Below are 15,454 nucleotides of genomic sequence, written 5' to 3'. Positions count from 1 at the left end.
TGCGTTGTTGCCGCACCCTAGAGACAGCCGCCAAACGGTGGCAACCCCTTGTACGCGGTGAATCTGCCTCCGGCCCGCACCGCACGCACCGAGACGGCCGCCCACCGGGGCCGGACCGAGCTCTTCCGCCACCCCCCGGAAGGCGGCGCTCCCGCCGGTCGGCCGGTCCGGTACGCCCTTGCCGTCCCCACCGGCACCCCGGCCCACGGCCCTTTCGGAGGTCCGGTTCGAAGCGGACGATCAGCACACGGCGACGGTCCCCGACCACGCCGGGCGGCGCCGCGTCACTTCCGCCAAGGCATGCGAAACTTTCGGATCATCCGGCGAACCTTACGAACGAGGGCGCGGAAGCCATTCCCCCTCATCGCCCCCGCGCCGCCCGGCTCCGCCGCCCGCCCTATCGTGATCGGCATGCAGTCCTACACGATCGGCCAGGCAGCGCGACTGCTCGGCGTCAGCCCGGACACCGCCCGCCGCTGGGCGGACGCGGGCCGGGTCACCACCCACCGCGACGAAGGCGGACGGCGGCTCATCGACGGGCGGGACCTGGCCGCGTTCTCGGTGGACCTCGCGAAGGCCGGCGCGGCCGAGGAGGGCACGCCGTACACCTCGGCGCGCAACGCTTTTCCCGGCATCGTCACGGCGATCAAGCTCGGCGACGTGGCCGCCCAGGTCGAGATCCAGGCGGGCCCGCACCGACTGGTCTCGCTGCTGACCCGCGAGGCCGTCGAGGAGCTCGGGCTGGAGGTCGGCATGGAGGCCACGGCGCGGGTGAAATCGACAAACGTCCATATCGACCGCGTCTGACGCACGGAAACGGCCTGCCCAGGCCCCGGGCCCTGGGCCCGCAGGGCGGGTGGGGGTACGACGAAGGGCTCCGCCCCGGCCGCACGGCCGAAGCGGAGCCCTTCCACTCCTCGGTACCGGTACAGATACCGGTGCGGGTACCAGTACAGGGCGTTGCTCCTCGGTTGCCGGTCCCGTTCCCCGGTCCCGGCCCCGTGGGATCGACCGCCGCCTCAGTCCTCGTACGCCTCCAGCGGCGGGCAGGAGCACACCAGGTTGCGGTCGCCGAAGGCCTGGTCGACGCGGCGCACCGGTGGCCAGTACTTGTCGGCGGCACTCACGCCGGTCGGGAAGACGGCTTCCTGACGGCTGTACGCGTGCTCCCACTCCCCGCCGAGCGCCGCGGCGGTGTGCGGGGCGTTGCGCAGGGGGTTGTCATCCGCGGGCCACTCACCGGAGCCGACTTTCTCGATCTCCGCGCGAATCGCGATCATCGTCTCGCAGAACCGGTCGAGTTCGGCCAGGTCCTCGGACTCGGTCGGCTCGATCATCAGCGTCCCGGCCACCGGGAACGACATCGTCGGCGCGTGGAAGCCGTAGTCGATCAGCCGCTTGGCCACGTCGTCCACGCTCACGCCGGTCGCCTTGGTCAGGGGGCGCAGGTCGATGATGCACTCGTGCGCGACCAGCCCGCCGGGGCCGGTGTACAGCACCGGGTAGTGCGGCTCGAGGCGCTTGGCGATGTAGTTGGCGCTGAGTACCGCCACCTGGGTGGCCCGCTTGAGCCCTTCGCCGCCCATCAGCCGGACGTACGCCCACGAGATGGGCAGGATTCCCGCCGAGCCCCACGGCGCCGCCGAGATGGGCCCGATCCCGGTCTCCGGCCCGGCCTCGGGCTGCAGCGGGTGGTTCGGAAGGTACGGCGCCAGGTGCGCCCGCACACCGACCGGGCCGACGCCGGGACCGCCGCCGCCGTGCGGGATGCAGAAGGTCTTGTGCAGGTTCAGGTGCGAGACGTCCCCGCCGAAGTGCCCGGGCTTGGCCAGTCCGACCAGCGCGTTGAGGTTCGCGCCGTCCACGTACACCTGGCCGCCGGCCTCGTGCACGGCCGCGCAGATGTCGGCGACGTGCTCCTCGAACACCCCGTGCGTCGAGGGATACGTGATCATCAGCACCGACAGCTCGTCGCGGTACCGCTCGATCTTCGCGCGCAGGTCGTCGACGTCGACCTCGCCGTCCTCGGCGGTCTTCACGACGACGACCTTCATGCCGGCCATGACGGCGCTGGCGGCGTTGGTGCCGTGCGCGGAGGACGGGATGAGGCAGACGGTGCGCTGGTCGTCGCCGTTGGCCCGGTGGTAGCCGCGGACGGCGAGCAGCCCGGCCAGTTCGCCCTGGGAGCCCGCGTTGGGCTGGAGGCTCACCTTGTCGTAGCCGGTGACCTCCGCGAGCCGGTCCTCCAGCTCGTGGATGAGCGTGAGGTAGCCCTGGGCCTGTCCGGCCGGCGCGAAGGGGTGCAGCTGCCCGAACTCGGGCCAGGTGATGGGCTCCATCTCCGCGGTCGCGTTGAGCTTCATGGTGCAGGAGCCCAGCGGGATCATGCCGCGGTCCAGCGCGTAGTCGCGGTCGGCGAGCCTGCGCAGGTAGCGCAGCATCGCGGTCTCGGAGCGGTGCTGGTGGAAGACGGGGTGCGTCAGGTACTCGTCGGCGCGCAGCAGGGCGTCCGGGAGGGTGTTCCGCGCGGCCGCGTCCAGGGATTCGACGTCTCCCTCGACACCGAAGGCGCTCCACACGGCGGCGAGCCGGTCGCGCGTGGTGGTCTCGTCGCAGGCGATCGAGACGAGGTCGGCGTCGACGAGGTGCAGGTTGACGCCGTTGTCCCGGGCGGCGGCCACGACCTCGGCGGCCCGTCCCGGGACCCGGACGGTCAGCGTGTCGAAGTAGGAACCGTGCACGATCTCCACGCCGCCGGCCCGGAGCCCTTCGGCGAGGACGGTCGCGTAGCGGTGGGTGCGCCACGCGATCGTCCTCAGCCCCTCGGGGCCGTGGTAGACGGCGTACATGCCGGCCATGACGGCGAGCAGCACCTGGGCGGTGCAGATGTTGCTGGTGGCCTTCTCGCGGCGGATGTGCTGCTCGCGGGTCTGGAGCGCGAGCCGGTAGGCCCTGTTCCCGTCCGCGTCGACGGAGACGCCAACGAGCCGGCCGGGCAGGCTGCGCGCCATCTTCTCCTGCACGGCCATGTATCCGGCGTGCGGTCCGCCGAAGCCCATCGGTACGCCGAAGCGCTGCGTCGTGCCGACCGCGATGTCCGCGCCGAGTTCGCCGGGGGAGGTCAGCAGCGTGAGGGCGAGCAGATCGGCGGCGACGGTGACGAGCGCGCCCAGCTCGTGCGCCCGGTCGATCACCGGCTTGATGTCGCGCACGGCCCCGGAGGCGCCCGGGTACTGGATCAGCACGCCGTTGATCTCACGCTCGGCGACCTCGGCGGGGATGCCCTCGCTCAGGTCGGCGACGACGACCTCGACGCCGGCCGGCTCGGCTCGGGTCCGGATGACGGCGGCGGTCTGCGGCAGCGCGTCCGCGTCGACCAGGAACAGGCCCTTCTTGTTCTTGCCCATGCGACGCGACAGCGCCATCGCCTCGGCGGCCGCGGTGCCCTCGTCGAGCAGGGAGGCGCCGGAGGTCGGGAGGCCGGTGAGCTCGGCGACCATGGTCTGGAAGTTCAGCAGCGCCTCGAGCCGCCCCTGCGAGATCTCGGGCTGGTACGGGGTGTAGGCCGTGTACCAGGCGGGGTTCTCCATGACGTTCCGCAGGATGACGGGCGGCGTGAAGGTCCCGTAGTACCCCAGCCCGATCATGGAGCCGAGCACCTCGTTGCGGTCGGCCAGCGACCGCAGCTCGGCCAGCACCTCGGGCTCGGTCCGGGCACCCGGCAGGTCCAGCGCGTCGGCGTTCTTGATCACATCCGGGACCGCGGCGGCCGTCAGCTCATCGAGCGAGCCGTAGCCGACCTGCGCGAGCATCTTGGCGCGGGCCTCGTGGTCGGGGCCGATGTGACGCTGCTCGAAGGGCGTTCCCTGTTCGAGCTCGGAGAGGGGAATGCGATGGGCGGTCATGTGCGGAGGCCTCCTGGTCCGACGACCTTCGAGGGGCACCACGGCGGGTGCCCGGACGGCCTCCCCCTCTGTCATCTCAACCTGAGAGCTTCACCGGCCGCCCGGGGCGGCCGGCTTTCACCGTCGGTGAGAGCGGGAGCCGTCGACACCCGCTCTGCTTTCCAGAGTGACCTCGTCCATGCGGTACGTGGGCCTGAGAGATTCCGGGGAGGATTTGCTCCTTCGGCGCCCTCCGATGGTGCAGAGAGGGCTCTCCCGCACGGGGTCAGCAGCCGCTGCCAGGGTACCAGCGAGGGCAAGACCCGGACTTTCGAGTGGCCGCTCCGCCGATTGTGCCGTTTTGTAGTGCTGACGAATCCTTGCGACCCGTGGAGGGCCCGTGCAGACCGACATCGATCCGCGCAACCTGATCGGCCGCAAGGCGTTCGACCGCAACGGCAACCGGATCGGCACGATCGACGAGGTCTATCTCGACGACGCCACCGGCGTGCCGGAGTGGGCGGCGATACGCACCGGCCTGTTCAGCAGGGACGCCTTCGTCCCCCTGGAGCCGAGCGAGCTGATCGACGGCAGCCTCCACATCCCCTTCGAACGCGCCCTGATCAAGGACGCCCCCGACTTCGGGGTGGGCCGCCATCTCTCCCCGGAGCAGGAACTCCAGCTCTACCACCACTACGGCCTGGACACAGGCGCCCCTCCCCCGCTCCCGGACCACGACTTCGGCAGGCTCGCCGGCAGGGACGACTCCGCCTGACGACGTCACCCGTGGCGCACCCGAGCCGCCGCCCCCGCACCAGCGCTTGAACCCTGGCTGCCCCGGGCGGCCCGGCCGTCCCGGGTACTCCGGGCGTCGCCGTCGGCCCCGTCGTGGGCGCCCTCACCGCCCCGACCGTCACCGTCCTGGCGGTTCTCGCCGTCCGGTCCTCCCGCGCCGTCCCCGGGGCTTCGCTCCACCAACGGCAGCGGATCCGCAGGGTGCAGGGCCCGGTCGTCGGTCCGGAAGGTCCTCACCCGCCCCGGCGCCGACCCGGGCGTCTCGAACCGCACCGTGACCCGCCCCAGGCCGCTGCCCTGGACCCACCCATGGCCGTACTCGCTGTGCCTGACGTCGTGCCCGGCCGGCCAGCGCCGCTCGGCGCCCGCCTGTTGCCGCTCCTCCGCGGGCGCTGCCGCCTCCGCTTCCCCGCCCGGCAACTCCTTGTCCCGCTCCCCCGCCGCCTGCGCGAACAGGTCCTCCTGCGTGTAGTCGGCGAGCCCGCTGACCCCCACGCCCAGCAGCCGTACGCCGCCCGTCGTGTCGACCGAGTCCAGCAGCCGGGCCGCCGCCTCACGCACCACCGCCGGATCGTCCGTGGGCCCCCTCAGGGTCTCGGAGCGGGTGAGCGTCGAGAAGTCGTACCGCCGCACCTTCAGCACGATGGTCCGTCCCGACAGCCCCGCTGTCCTCAGCCGGCGCACACAGCGGTCCGCGAGACGCTGCACCTCCACCCCGACCCGCACCCGGTCGTGGATGTCCACGTCGTAGGTGTCCTCGACCGACACCGACTTCGTCTCCCGCTCGGCCACCACGGACCGATCGTCCCTCGCCAGGGACATGGCGTGCAGGGCGTGTCCGTGCGCCTTGCCGAGCAGGCGCACCAGCTCGTCCTCCCCTGCCTCGGCGAGGTCCCCGACCGTGTGGATGCCGGCCCGCCGCAGGTGGTCACCGGTGGCCGGCCCGACGCCCGGCAGGGTCCGGACCGACAGCGGTGCCAGCAGGGCCCGCTCGGTCCCCGGCTCGATCAGCACCAGCCCGTCCGGCTTGGCCTGCTCCGAGGCGATCTTCGCCAGCATCTTGGAGGCCGCCAGCCCCACCGAGCCGGTGAGCCCCGTGGCCGCCCGTATGTCCGCGCGCAGCTTCGCGCCGGCCAGCCGGGCGGACCGCTCGTCCCGGGCCGCCCCTCCGGCCTCCAGATCCACGAACGCCTCGTCCAGGCTCAACGGTTCGACCAGGGGCGACAGCGCCCGCAGCAGCCCCATCACCTGGTCGCTGATCGACCGGTAGAACGCGAAGCGGGGCACGAGATACGCCGCGTTCGGCGCGAGCCGCCGCGCCTGCGCCATGGGCAGCGCCGAACGGACGCCGAAGACCCGGGCCTCGTACGAGGCGGTGGCGACCACACCGCGCGGCCCGAGTCCGCCCACGATCACGGCCTTCCCGCGCAGGCTCGGCTTGGACGCCTGCTCCACCGAGGCGAAGAAGGCGTCCATGTCGAGATGCAGGACTGTGGGCGCGGATCTCACATCCCCGATGCTGCCCTACGCCACTGACAATCCCCCGCCGCGCGTGCCTCCGGCCGTCCCGACGACCCGGACAGTGCGGCCCCCCGGACAGTGCGGCCCCACGGACGGCGCAGACCGTCCGGAAGCGCAGACGGCACGGACCCCCCGTGCGGCGCGGCGGTTCAGACGGCGCGGTTGCGCCGCCTCGCCAGCTCGTCCGCCGGGTTGGGGCCGATCAGCGTCTCCCCGGTGTCGACGCGCTCCCCGTGCAACTGCGACAGCGCGTTCTCGACGTCCCGCCACACCACGCCCACGGCGATCCCGAAGATCCCCTGGCCGCCCTGGAGCAGGGCATGGACCTCGTCCGGCGTGGCGCACTCGTAGACCGTGGCGCCGTCGCTCATCAGCGTCATGCGCTCCAGGTCGCGGAAGCCCCCCTCCCGCAGGTGCTGGACCGTGGTACGGATGTTCTGCAACGAGACACCGGTGTCCAGGAACCGCTTGACGATCTTCAGGACCACGACGTCCCGGAAGCTGTACAGCCGCTGTGTCCCCGAGCCGTGGGCGGGCCGCACACTGGGCTCGACCAGCCCCGTGCGGGCCCAGTAGTCCAGTTGCCGGTAGGTGATACCGGCGGCCGCGCAGGCCGTCGGGCCGCGGTAGCCGATCTCCTCGGACGCCATGGACGTCGCCGCCCCTCCGCTGCTCGGCACGGCCGCCGGTCGCTGCGGAGCAGGACCGGCCGCGCTGCCGTGATGGGCATACGCCCCGCTCGCGCGGAGCTGAGAGCCTGGGGGAGGGTACGGACCGCTCACCCCGAGACCATGTCCGGGGGCACCCCCAGCCGTACCGTCGCCGGTGCTTCTCACGCCGACCTCCGTCCTTGACCTGCCTCCTCGACGGTAGGCAGTCACCAAGGGTGCGTCAACGATCGCCACACTCGGCACGCCGAGTGATAATCACCCTAAGAGTGGTTTCCCGTGCCCCACCGCGGGGAAAGGCTAGCCGAATGCTCTCCGCGCGGGCCGCGCAAGGCTCTCCCGCACCCCGGTTCCGAGCGGCATCCGGCGGAACGGTCGCCGCCCCTCACTGGCTGCTGGAGCCGAAATCCTCCGGCGAGATCTGGTCGAGGAACTCGCGGAACTTCTCCACCTCGTCCTCCTGCTCGTCCGGGATGGCGATTCCCGCGTCGTCGAGCACCGTGTCGCTGCCGTAGATCGGCGTACCCGTGCGCAGCGCCAGCGCTATCGCGTCGGACGGCCGGGCACTCACCTCGACCCCGCTGGCGAAGACCAGCTCCGCGTAGAAGACACCCTCACGCAGGTCTGTGATGCGCACTTCCGTGAGCTCTTGGCCGACGGCTTCCAGCACGTCCTTGAAGAGGTCGTGGGTCAGCGGGCGCGCGGGAGCCATGCCCTGCTGGGCGAAGGCGATGGCCGTCGCCTCCCCCGGGCCGATCCAGATGGGGAGGTACCGGTCGCCTCCCACTTCACGCAGCAGCACGATCGGTTGGTTCGAGGGCATTTCGACCCGGACACCTACGACATCGAGCTCGTTCACACAGCAACCCTAGGCCGTGCCCGGGACGTTTGGGTAGTCGGGCCCGGATCGGGCGGCCGATCCGGGCCCTCCTCGCCTCAGGGCAGCCGCACCCCGAGCGCCGCGCTCACCAGCGCGGCGTGCAACTTCACCGTGAGACCGGCGAGCTCCTTCGTACGCGCCTCCGCGTGCGCCCTGGTCTGCGGGTTGCGGTGCCGCTTGAGCGGGGCGACGACCTGGTCGACCAGTCCGGCCTCCCGGTCGGCGGCGGCCTTCATCGCCCTCAGGTGCCGCGGCTCGATCCCGAACCGCCCCAGCTCGGTGATGAGGCCGGCGACGGTGAGCGCCTCGGCGTCGTACACCTCGTCCCCCACCGGCGCGATCAGCCCGTACGACTCCCACTCCGCGAGCTGCTGCTGGCCGACGCCGGCCGCCGCCAGCAACTGCGCCCTCCCGATCCGGGCCGCTGTCGCGGCCGGGTCGGCGGGCGGCTCGGGGCCGTTTTCCCCGTCCCGCGGCCGGGACAGTACCGGAAGCGGGACGGCCTCGCCGCGCTCCATCGCGTCCAGGTGCTCGCGGATCACCTTGAGCGGCAGATAGTGGTCCCGCTGCATCCTCAGGACATGGCCGAGACGCTCCACGTCCCCGGCACTGAACTTGCGGTACCCCGAGGGGGTCCGCTGCGGCTCGATGAGCCCCTCCGACTCCAGGAAGCGGATCTTGGAGATGGTGACTTCGGGGAATTCCTCGCGCAGCACGTTCAGCACCGTGCCGATGCTCATCAGTCCAGTTTCCGCGGCGGCGGCGCCGTGGCCGGCACCGCCGCTCGGTGTATGAAGCATGGACCTTCCCTGGGGTCAGGGTGCCCCGGACGGAGTCCGGAGAGGGTCAGTAACCCCGCTGGCTCGCGTAGAAGACCAGCCGGTACTTGCCGATCTGCACCTCGTCACCGTTCGACAGACCGACCTGGTCGATCCGCTCACGGTTGACGTACGTGCCGTTCAGGCTGCCCACGTCGGCCACTGTGAACGAACCGTCCTGGCCGCGGCGGAACTCCACGTGCCGACGGGAGACCGTCACGTCGTCCAGGAAGATGTCACTCTGTGGGTGGCGTCCGGCCGTGGTCAGATCGCCGTCCAGCAGGAAGCGGCTGCCCGAGTTCGGCCCGCGACGCACGACCAGGAGCGCGGAACCCATCGGCAGCGCGTCGACGGCCGCCTGCGCCTCCGGGGACAGCGCCGGCACCTGCGTCTGGCCGGTGACCTCGGCGTCGTACGCCTCGAGACCGGAGATGGAGATGGTGGACGTCGTCTCGGAGGGACGCTCCGGGACGGCTCCGGGCCTGAGCGGGGCTCCACAGTTCGAACAGAAGCGGCTGTTCTCCGCGTTGCGGTTACCGCACCTCGTGCACACCAAGGCCGACATGGACGGATCCTCCTGCCCACCGGGGGCCTGGGACGCGTACGGGGCGGAGAACCCTCCACCCGTACCTGAGGTTGACGGTTGCCCGAAACCTATGCCGCTCGACTGCGCAGGGTCAACCGACGGCGCGCCCCGGCCTCCCGCAACGTCCTCACCCGGGCCGCCGACCTGATCCCGGTACAGCGGACGCGACGTCTCCGCGTCGGGCTGTGCGCGATGACGAGCGGTCGCGTTGTCGCGGCCTTCTCGCGCGCTCTTGCCGAACAACTTCCCAAACAACTTCACGGGCGATTCCCCTTGACCGAAACAGACCCGCCCGTGGGGCAGGACGAACCCTGACTGAACACACTGGCCGACCCGGACATCCTCACAACGTCCGTATCCACCAGACAGTTTCCACCACGCACCACCCATTCGGTGCGCCGACCCCCCGCAACCTCTTGCCCTCGCCGGTCACCCTCCATGCACCCCCGGTTCACTGCGAGGACGACCGAGCGTAGCCAGGCTGCTTCGCCGGTCGCAAGGCATCCACGACGATCTTGGTCGATCGCTCCACCGAGGCGGTGGCCTGTTCCTTCTCGAGAGTCTGCACCACTCCTCCAGGGATGTTGAGCGCCGGCTCGAGGTCCTGCGGCTTGCCGATGACCTTGAAACGATAGGGGGCAGTGATCTTGTTCCCGTCGACGCTCACTCCGTCGCCGGAATCCGACAGGTAGGTGCCCGCCACGACCCGTACGCCGTTCACCTGAATGGCCTCGGCGCCGGCCGCGCGCAGCTCCTGGACCGCATCGAGCAGCATGTTCGACTCGACCATTCCCTTCGGATCCTCGATGACCAACGTGATGCCGGGGCCCTGTGCAGCCACCGTGCCCGCCAGAATGCCCAGTTGGCGTTCCCTCTCAAGGGTCTGCCGTCGAGCCTCCTCGGCCTGGTCCGAGCTGTTCTCGAGCTCGTCGCGCTGCTCCTCGAGTCCTTGCTTCTCGTCCTCAAGACGCTCTGTGCGGTCATCGAGTTCATCGAGGATGCGGACGAGATCCTCCTGGCGTGCGCCGCGCAGGGCGCTGTCGCCCTCGCTGTTCGAGGCCACCTGGACGGCCAGGCCGAAGCCCAGGCCGAACAGCAGGAGAGCGACGATGAGCTGGGCCCGGGTGATCCGGGGCGGCCACAGGCCTTTCACCAGCCTCTGCCGTCCGGACAGACCGGATCCCGGCCGCTCCGCCGGCGTCTCCTCCTGCGGGGACGCGGAGGCGCTCGCGGGTACCTCGTCGGGCAGCTCCTTCCGGAAGCCGCCACCGGCTGCCGCGGCGGGACGCGGCACGGGAGCAGGGGGCGGCGGTACCGGGGCGGGGCGGGGCTCCTGGCGGGCTCCGGGGGCCGTGTGCGGTCCGGCCGGCGGCTCGGGCGTCATCCTGTCGTCCTGACGGGGGTGCTTGTGCTCGGGCTCGTGGTCCTGGTCGCTCATCGGTCTCACGCCCGGAACACGTGCCGGCGGATCGCCGCGGCGTTGGAGAAGATCCGGATGCCGAGGACGACCACCACGCCCGTGGACAGCTGGGCACCCACGCCCAGCTCATCGCCGAGGAAGACGATCAGCGCGGCAACGACCACGTTGGACAGGAACGACACCACGAAGACCTTGTCGTCGAAGATGCCGTCGAGCATGGCCCGCAGCCCGCCGAAGACGGCGTCGAGGGCCGCCACGACGGCGATCGGCAGGTACGGCTCGACGACCGCCGGAACCTCGGGCCGGACCAACAGGCCGGCCACGACTCCCACGACGAGGCCCAGTACGGCGATCACGATGTGCCTTTCTCAGGTGCGGTCTCGGTCATCGGTTGAGCGGTTCGGACGATCACGCTCGGTGCGGCGGGCAGCCGGAGATCGTCCTCCACCGAAAGAGCGGTACGGATGTCGTAGCTCTCCTGCAGGGCATGCAGATACAGCCCGTCCGAGCTGTTCTGGAACCGGCTGCTCAACCGGCGGCCGTCCCCCACGGCGAAGACCGTGTACGGAGGTACCAGCGGCCTGTTGTCGACCAGTATCGCGTCCCCCGCCGCCCTGATCGCCGAAAGGGCGGTCAGCCGCTGCCCGTTGATGGAGATCGCCTCGGCGCCGGACTCCCACAGACCGTTGACCACGCGCTGCATGTCCCGGTCGCGGACCCGCCCGGTGTCGGAGAACCCGGTGGTCGCACGAGCGTCGCCGTCCCCGCCGGCGCTCGTGTCCTTGGCGTCGTTCACCACGAGCTTCACACCGGGCCCGTGCACCGCGACAGCACCCGCCAGGATGCCCACCAGATCGGTCCGGTCGCTCTGGCCGCTGCGCTGGAGCGCCTCGCGCTGGCGCGCGCCCACGTCGGCGCGGAGGGCGTCGATGCCGTCCTCGAGTTCGTCCGCCGCCTCGGTTTCCCGGTCGATCCTGTCGATCAGTTCCTCGCGCTCCTTGGCGACGACGGGAGCCTCGACTCTGGCCTGCGCGGCTCCGACGGTCACCACCAGGGCCGCGAGCACCAGACCGCCGGCGAGTCCCAGTTTCGCCCGGAGGGTCTTCGGCATGCCGCCGCTGCCGTCGGCCTGCTTCCGCGCGGCAGCCTCGGCGTATCCCTCGTCGAGGCTGTGGTCCATCACGTTGGTGATCAACGACATGGACGCGTCCGGGCGCGGTAGCCGCTGGGGGGTGCTCCGAACGGGGGGTTGCTGCGGCATGCCGCACATCGTCGCATGCCGCGGGCGCTACCTCCGAACGGGCCTGCGCGCGTGCCGGACAGGTCCCGTCGGGGACACTTGTCCGGCACGCGCGCAGGCCGCTCGTTGTCCGGTTCCGGCTACCGTCCGGCGCTGTCCACGACCGCTGCCCACTCGTCGAGCAGGGCCTGGGCAGAGGCGTCGTCGGGGCCCTCGGCCCACAGGTGGGTGACCGCCTCGGCCGGGTCGGGCAGCACCATCACCCAGCGGCCGTCGGCTTCCACCACACGCACACCGTCAGTGGTGTCCACGAAGCGGTCACCGGCCTCTTCGACGACCCGCCGCATCACGAGTCCCTTGACCGCCCACGGGGTCGCCAGGTCACGCTTGATCACGTGCGCACGCGGGATCCGCGCGTCGATCTGGCTGAGCGTGAGCTGCGTCCTGGCCACCAGGCCGATGAGCCGGACAAAGGCCGCGGTGCCGTCGTAGACCCTGTTGAACTCCGGAACGATGAAACCGCCCTTGCCGTCACCGCCGAAGATCGTGCCCTCCTCACCGCCCACGCGGGTGAGGTCGTCGGGCGAGGTGGTCGTCCACTCCACCTGGGTGCCGTGGTAGGCCGCCACCTGCTCGGCGATCCTGGTGGTGGTCACGGGAAGCGCGACCCGGCCACTGCGCCGCTCGGCCGCGATGAGGTCGAGCATGACGAGCAGCGCCCGGTCGTCCTCGATGATCCTCCCCTTCTCGTCGACGAGGGAGAGCCGCTCGCCGACCGGGTCGAATCGCACACCGAACGCGGCACCGGAGGATGCCACCATCTCGCCGAGCCGCACCAACCCCGATCGCCGGACATCTGCCGTCTCGGTCGGCCTGGACTCGTCGAGCCCCGGGTTGATCGTCAGCGAGTCCACTCCGAGCTTGCCGAGCAGACTCGGCAGCACGAGCCCCGCGCTGCCGTTGGACGCGTCCACGACGACCTTCAGCCCGGACTCCGCGATTCCCGTGATGTCGACGTTCCGCAACAGCGAGCCGGTGTACGAGTCGAAGACGCTCGCCGGGAAGTGCAGATCACCGATCTCTCCCGGGAACGCGCGCCGGTACTCCTGCCGCGCGAACACCCGGTCCAGCTTGCGCTGGCTGCCCTGCGAGAGGTCGGCGCCCTGCCCGTCGAAGAACATGATGTCGACGGAGTCCGGCACCCCGGGAGTGGTCCGGATCATGATGCCGCCCGCGCTGCCCCGCGCGGTCTGCTGCCGGGCCACGGGCAGCGGTACGTTCTCCAGGTCCCGTACGTCGATGGCGCTGGCCTGCAACGCGGAGATGACCGCACGCTTCAGGGCACGGGCACCGCGGGAGTGGTCCCGGGCGGTGGTGACCGTCGATCCCTTCTTCAGCGTCGTCGCATAGGCACCGGCCAGCCGAACGGCAAGTTCGGGCGTGATCTCGACGTTCAGGATTCCCGACACCCCACGGGCGCCGAAGAGGTGCGCCTGTCCTCTGGACTCCCAGATGACCGAGGTGTTGACGAACGCGCCGGCCTCGATCGTCTTGAACGGGTAGACCCGTACATTGCCCTGGACAATGGATTCTTCACCGATCAGGCACTCGTCGCCGATGACGGCGCCGTCCTCGATCCGCGCCGCGCGCATGACGTCGGTGTTCCTGCCGAGGACGCAGCCCCTCAGGTTGCTGTGCGGCCCGACGTACACGTTGTCGTGGACGACGGCCTTGTGCAGGAAGGCCCCGCTCTTCACCACGACGTTGGATCCCACGACCGTGTGCTCACGTATCTCGGCGCCGGCTTCGACCTTGGCGTAGTCGCCGATGTAGAGCGGTCCGCGCAGCACGGCATCGGGATGTACTTCGGCGCCCTCGGCGACCCATACGCCCGGGGAGATCTCGAAGCCGTCGATGTCGACGTCGACCTTGCCCTCGAGAACGTCGGCCTGCGCCTTCACATAGCTCTCGTGCGTGCCGACGTCCTCCCAATAGCCCTCGGCGATGAAGCCGTAGACGGGCTTGCCTTCCTTCATCAGCTGCGGGAAGACATCCCCGGACCAGTCGACGGGCACGTCGGCCTCGACGTAGTCGAAGACCTCTGGCTCCATGACGTAGATCCCGGTGTTCACCGTGTCGGAGAAGACCTGTCCCCAGGTCGGCTTCTCCAGGAAGCGCTCGACCTTGCCTTCCTCGTCCACGATGGTGATACCGAATTCCAGCGGATTGGGCACCCGGGTCAGACAGACCGTGACCAGCGCGCCCTTCTCCTTGTGGAAGTTGATCAGCTCGGTCAGGTCGAAATCCGTCAGCGCGTCGCCGGAGATGACGAGGAAGGTGTCGTCCTTCAGTGCCTCCTCGGCGTTCTTGACGCTCCCTGCGGTACCGAGTGGCTTCTCCTCATTGGCATAGGTGAGCTCCATTCCGAGCTCTTCGCCGTCACCGAAATAGTTCTTGACGAGCGACGCCAAGAACTGGACGGTCACGACGGTTTCGTTGAGCCCATGCTTTTTGAGCAGCCGCAGAACGTGCTCCATGATCGGCTGGTTGGCCACCGGCAGGAGCGGCTTGGGCATGCTTGAGGTCATAGGACGAAGGCGCGTGCCTTCGCCCCCGGCCATCACGACGGCCTTCATGTCGGAAGCGTCCTCCTCCAAGAGACGACGGTCTAGCCGACTTCACCCGCCAAGATTGTCCCGCACTTTTCCACTGCGGGCCATCGCGCGGCGTTGCGCGTGCCAATCGGCGAGTTCAGCCGGCCATGGCGTCCGCACGAACCAGGCGGCGGACCTGCACCACGTAGAGGACTCCTGCCCACCAATAGAGGGTTGTACCCCATCCGGCGAACGCCCATCCGAAAATAGCAGCGAGTGACGAGATCCAGCCACTACCGTCACTGAGCAGGAGCAACGGGAAGGCGTACATCAGGTTGAAGGTGGCCGCCTTCCCAAGGAAGTTCACTTGCGGGGGCGGATAGCCGTGACGTCGGAGGATGCCCACCATCACCAGGAGAACCAGCTCACGGGCCAGCAGTGCGGCCGTCAACCAAAGCGGAAGAATCTCGCGCCAGGTGAGACCGACAAGGGTCGAAAGAATGTAGAGCCGGTCCGCCGCTGGATCCAGAAGCCGGCCGAGGCTGCTGATCTGGTTCCAGCGGCGCGCGAGCTTGCCGTCCAGATAATCACTGACACCGCTCAGAGCGAGCACCAGGAGCGCCCAGCCGTCACTCTTCGGGCCACCGAACTCCGGCCGGAGGATCAGCCACAGGAAGAGGGGCACGCCGAGAAGTCGAGCCATGCTGAGGATGTTCGGGATGGTGAGGACACGGTCCGTCTGGACGCGAGTCTCCTGGACCTCCACCCGGGGACCTCCTGGGGGAAACGTATTGATGATGCTCACTGACCTTACCTCAAAACAAAAAAGCTCTGGCTCTTGGGCTGCGTGCCCAAGAGCCAGAGCTCTAAAAGGAGTTCGGCGGCGTCCTACTCTCCCACAGGGTCCCCCCTGCAGTACCATCGGCGCTGTAAGGCTTAGCTTCCGGGTTCGAAATGTAACCGGGCGTTTCCCTTACGCTATGACCACCGAAACACTATGAAACACTTCAACCGCACCACGCCGTGACCGGGCATGGGGTCGTTCGTG

13 protein-coding genes, 1 rRNA gene and 1 riboswitch are annotated in these 15,454 nt (G+C 69.9%); of the genes, 2 read left to right on the top strand and 12 right to left on the bottom strand.

The window, feature by feature from the left end:
• The first annotated feature begins 411 nt into the window (after window positions 1–411).
• Window positions 412–807 carry a molybdopterin-binding protein gene (locus ACIF80_RS11945; protein WP_399802690.1) on the top strand — a complete coding sequence of 132 codons (396 nt, stop codon included), beginning with the start codon at window positions 412–414 and terminating at the stop codon, window positions 805–807.
• Between the two features lie 212 nt (window positions 808–1,019).
• Here the strand turns inward: ACIF80_RS11945 and gcvP are convergent, their stop codons facing one another.
• Entirely contained in the window at window positions 1,020–3,905 is a 2,886-nt protein-coding gene (gene gcvP, locus ACIF80_RS11940) for an aminomethyl-transferring glycine dehydrogenase (RefSeq protein WP_399802688.1), read from the bottom strand.
• A gap of 171 nt (window positions 3,906–4,076) precedes the next feature.
• A riboswitch (glycine riboswitch) is annotated at window positions 4,077–4,173 on the bottom strand.
• A 111-nt stretch (window positions 4,174–4,284) separates the two neighbouring features.
• On the opposite strand from gcvP, the gene ACIF80_RS11935 reads away from it, so the two are divergent.
• Entirely contained in the window at window positions 4,285–4,659 is a 375-nt protein-coding gene (locus tag ACIF80_RS11935) for a PRC-barrel domain-containing protein (RefSeq protein WP_399802686.1), read from the top strand.
• Between the two features lie 5 nt (window positions 4,660–4,664).
• Here ACIF80_RS11935 and ACIF80_RS11930 read toward each other — a convergent pair whose 3' ends face one another.
• The 11 genes from ACIF80_RS11930 to rrf all read right to left on the bottom strand — a co-directional run bounded on the left by ACIF80_RS11930 (window position 4,665) and on the right by rrf (window position 15,398).
• Entirely contained in the window at window positions 4,665–6,188 is a 1,524-nt protein-coding gene (locus tag ACIF80_RS11930) for a DNA polymerase IV (RefSeq protein ID WP_399802684.1), read from the bottom strand.
• A 161-nt stretch (window positions 6,189–6,349) separates the two neighbouring features.
• A complete protein-coding gene (locus ACIF80_RS11925) occupies window positions 6,350–7,036 on the bottom strand; it encodes a MerR family transcriptional regulator (RefSeq protein WP_399802682.1) in 687 nt (228 codons plus the stop codon).
• A 217-nt stretch (window positions 7,037–7,253) separates the two neighbouring features.
• Window positions 7,254–7,727, bottom strand: a complete 474-nt coding sequence (locus ACIF80_RS11920) for a bifunctional nuclease family protein (RefSeq protein ID WP_003988851.1) — start codon at window positions 7,725–7,727, stop codon at window positions 7,254–7,256.
• A 77-nt stretch (window positions 7,728–7,804) separates the two neighbouring features.
• Entirely contained in the window at window positions 7,805–8,548 is a 744-nt protein-coding gene (locus ACIF80_RS11915) for a MerR family transcriptional regulator (protein ID WP_399802680.1), read from the bottom strand.
• A gap of 46 nt (window positions 8,549–8,594) precedes the next feature.
• Window positions 8,595–9,542 (bottom strand): FHA domain-containing protein, encoded by a 948-nt coding sequence (locus ACIF80_RS11910; protein WP_399802678.1) that lies wholly within the window; start codon window positions 9,540–9,542, stop codon window positions 8,595–8,597.
• A gap of 61 nt (window positions 9,543–9,603) precedes the next feature.
• The gene (locus ACIF80_RS11905; RefSeq protein ID WP_399803906.1) at window positions 9,604–10,536 is read right to left on the bottom strand and encodes a DUF881 domain-containing protein; all 933 of its coding nucleotides are present in this window, start codon (window positions 10,534–10,536) and stop codon (window positions 9,604–9,606) included.
• A gap of 59 nt (window positions 10,537–10,595) precedes the next feature.
• Window positions 10,596–10,928 (bottom strand): small basic family protein, encoded by a 333-nt coding sequence (locus tag ACIF80_RS11900; protein WP_030808725.1) that lies wholly within the window; start codon window positions 10,926–10,928, stop codon window positions 10,596–10,598.
• Window positions 10,925–11,842, bottom strand: coding sequence for a DUF881 domain-containing protein (locus tag ACIF80_RS11895; RefSeq protein WP_399802675.1), 918 nt, complete (start codon window positions 11,840–11,842; stop codon window positions 10,925–10,927). The genes ACIF80_RS11900 and ACIF80_RS11895 overlap by 4 nt, the downstream gene beginning before the upstream one ends.
• Before the next feature lie 110 nt (window positions 11,843–11,952).
• Window positions 11,953–14,448 (bottom strand): sugar phosphate nucleotidyltransferase, encoded by a 2,496-nt coding sequence (locus ACIF80_RS11890; RefSeq protein WP_399802673.1) that lies wholly within the window; start codon window positions 14,446–14,448, stop codon window positions 11,953–11,955.
• A 115-nt stretch (window positions 14,449–14,563) separates the two neighbouring features.
• The gene (locus ACIF80_RS11885) at window positions 14,564–15,172 is read right to left on the bottom strand and encodes a CDP-alcohol phosphatidyltransferase family protein (protein ID WP_399803903.1); all 609 of its coding nucleotides are present in this window, start codon (window positions 15,170–15,172) and stop codon (window positions 14,564–14,566) included.
• 109 nt (window positions 15,173–15,281) lie between these two features.
• A 5S ribosomal RNA gene (gene rrf / locus ACIF80_RS11880) occupies window positions 15,282–15,398 on the bottom strand.
• Between the last annotated feature and the right edge of the window lie 56 nt (window positions 15,399–15,454).

It is taken from the genome of Streptomyces sp. NPDC085927 (assembly GCF_044540975.1).
Classification (GTDB): domain Bacteria; phylum Actinomycetota; class Actinomycetes; order Streptomycetales; family Streptomycetaceae; genus Streptomyces; species Streptomyces hirsutus.
Note: the sequence above shows the minus strand (reverse complement) of the source record. Positions and strands in the feature narration are given on the sequence as shown.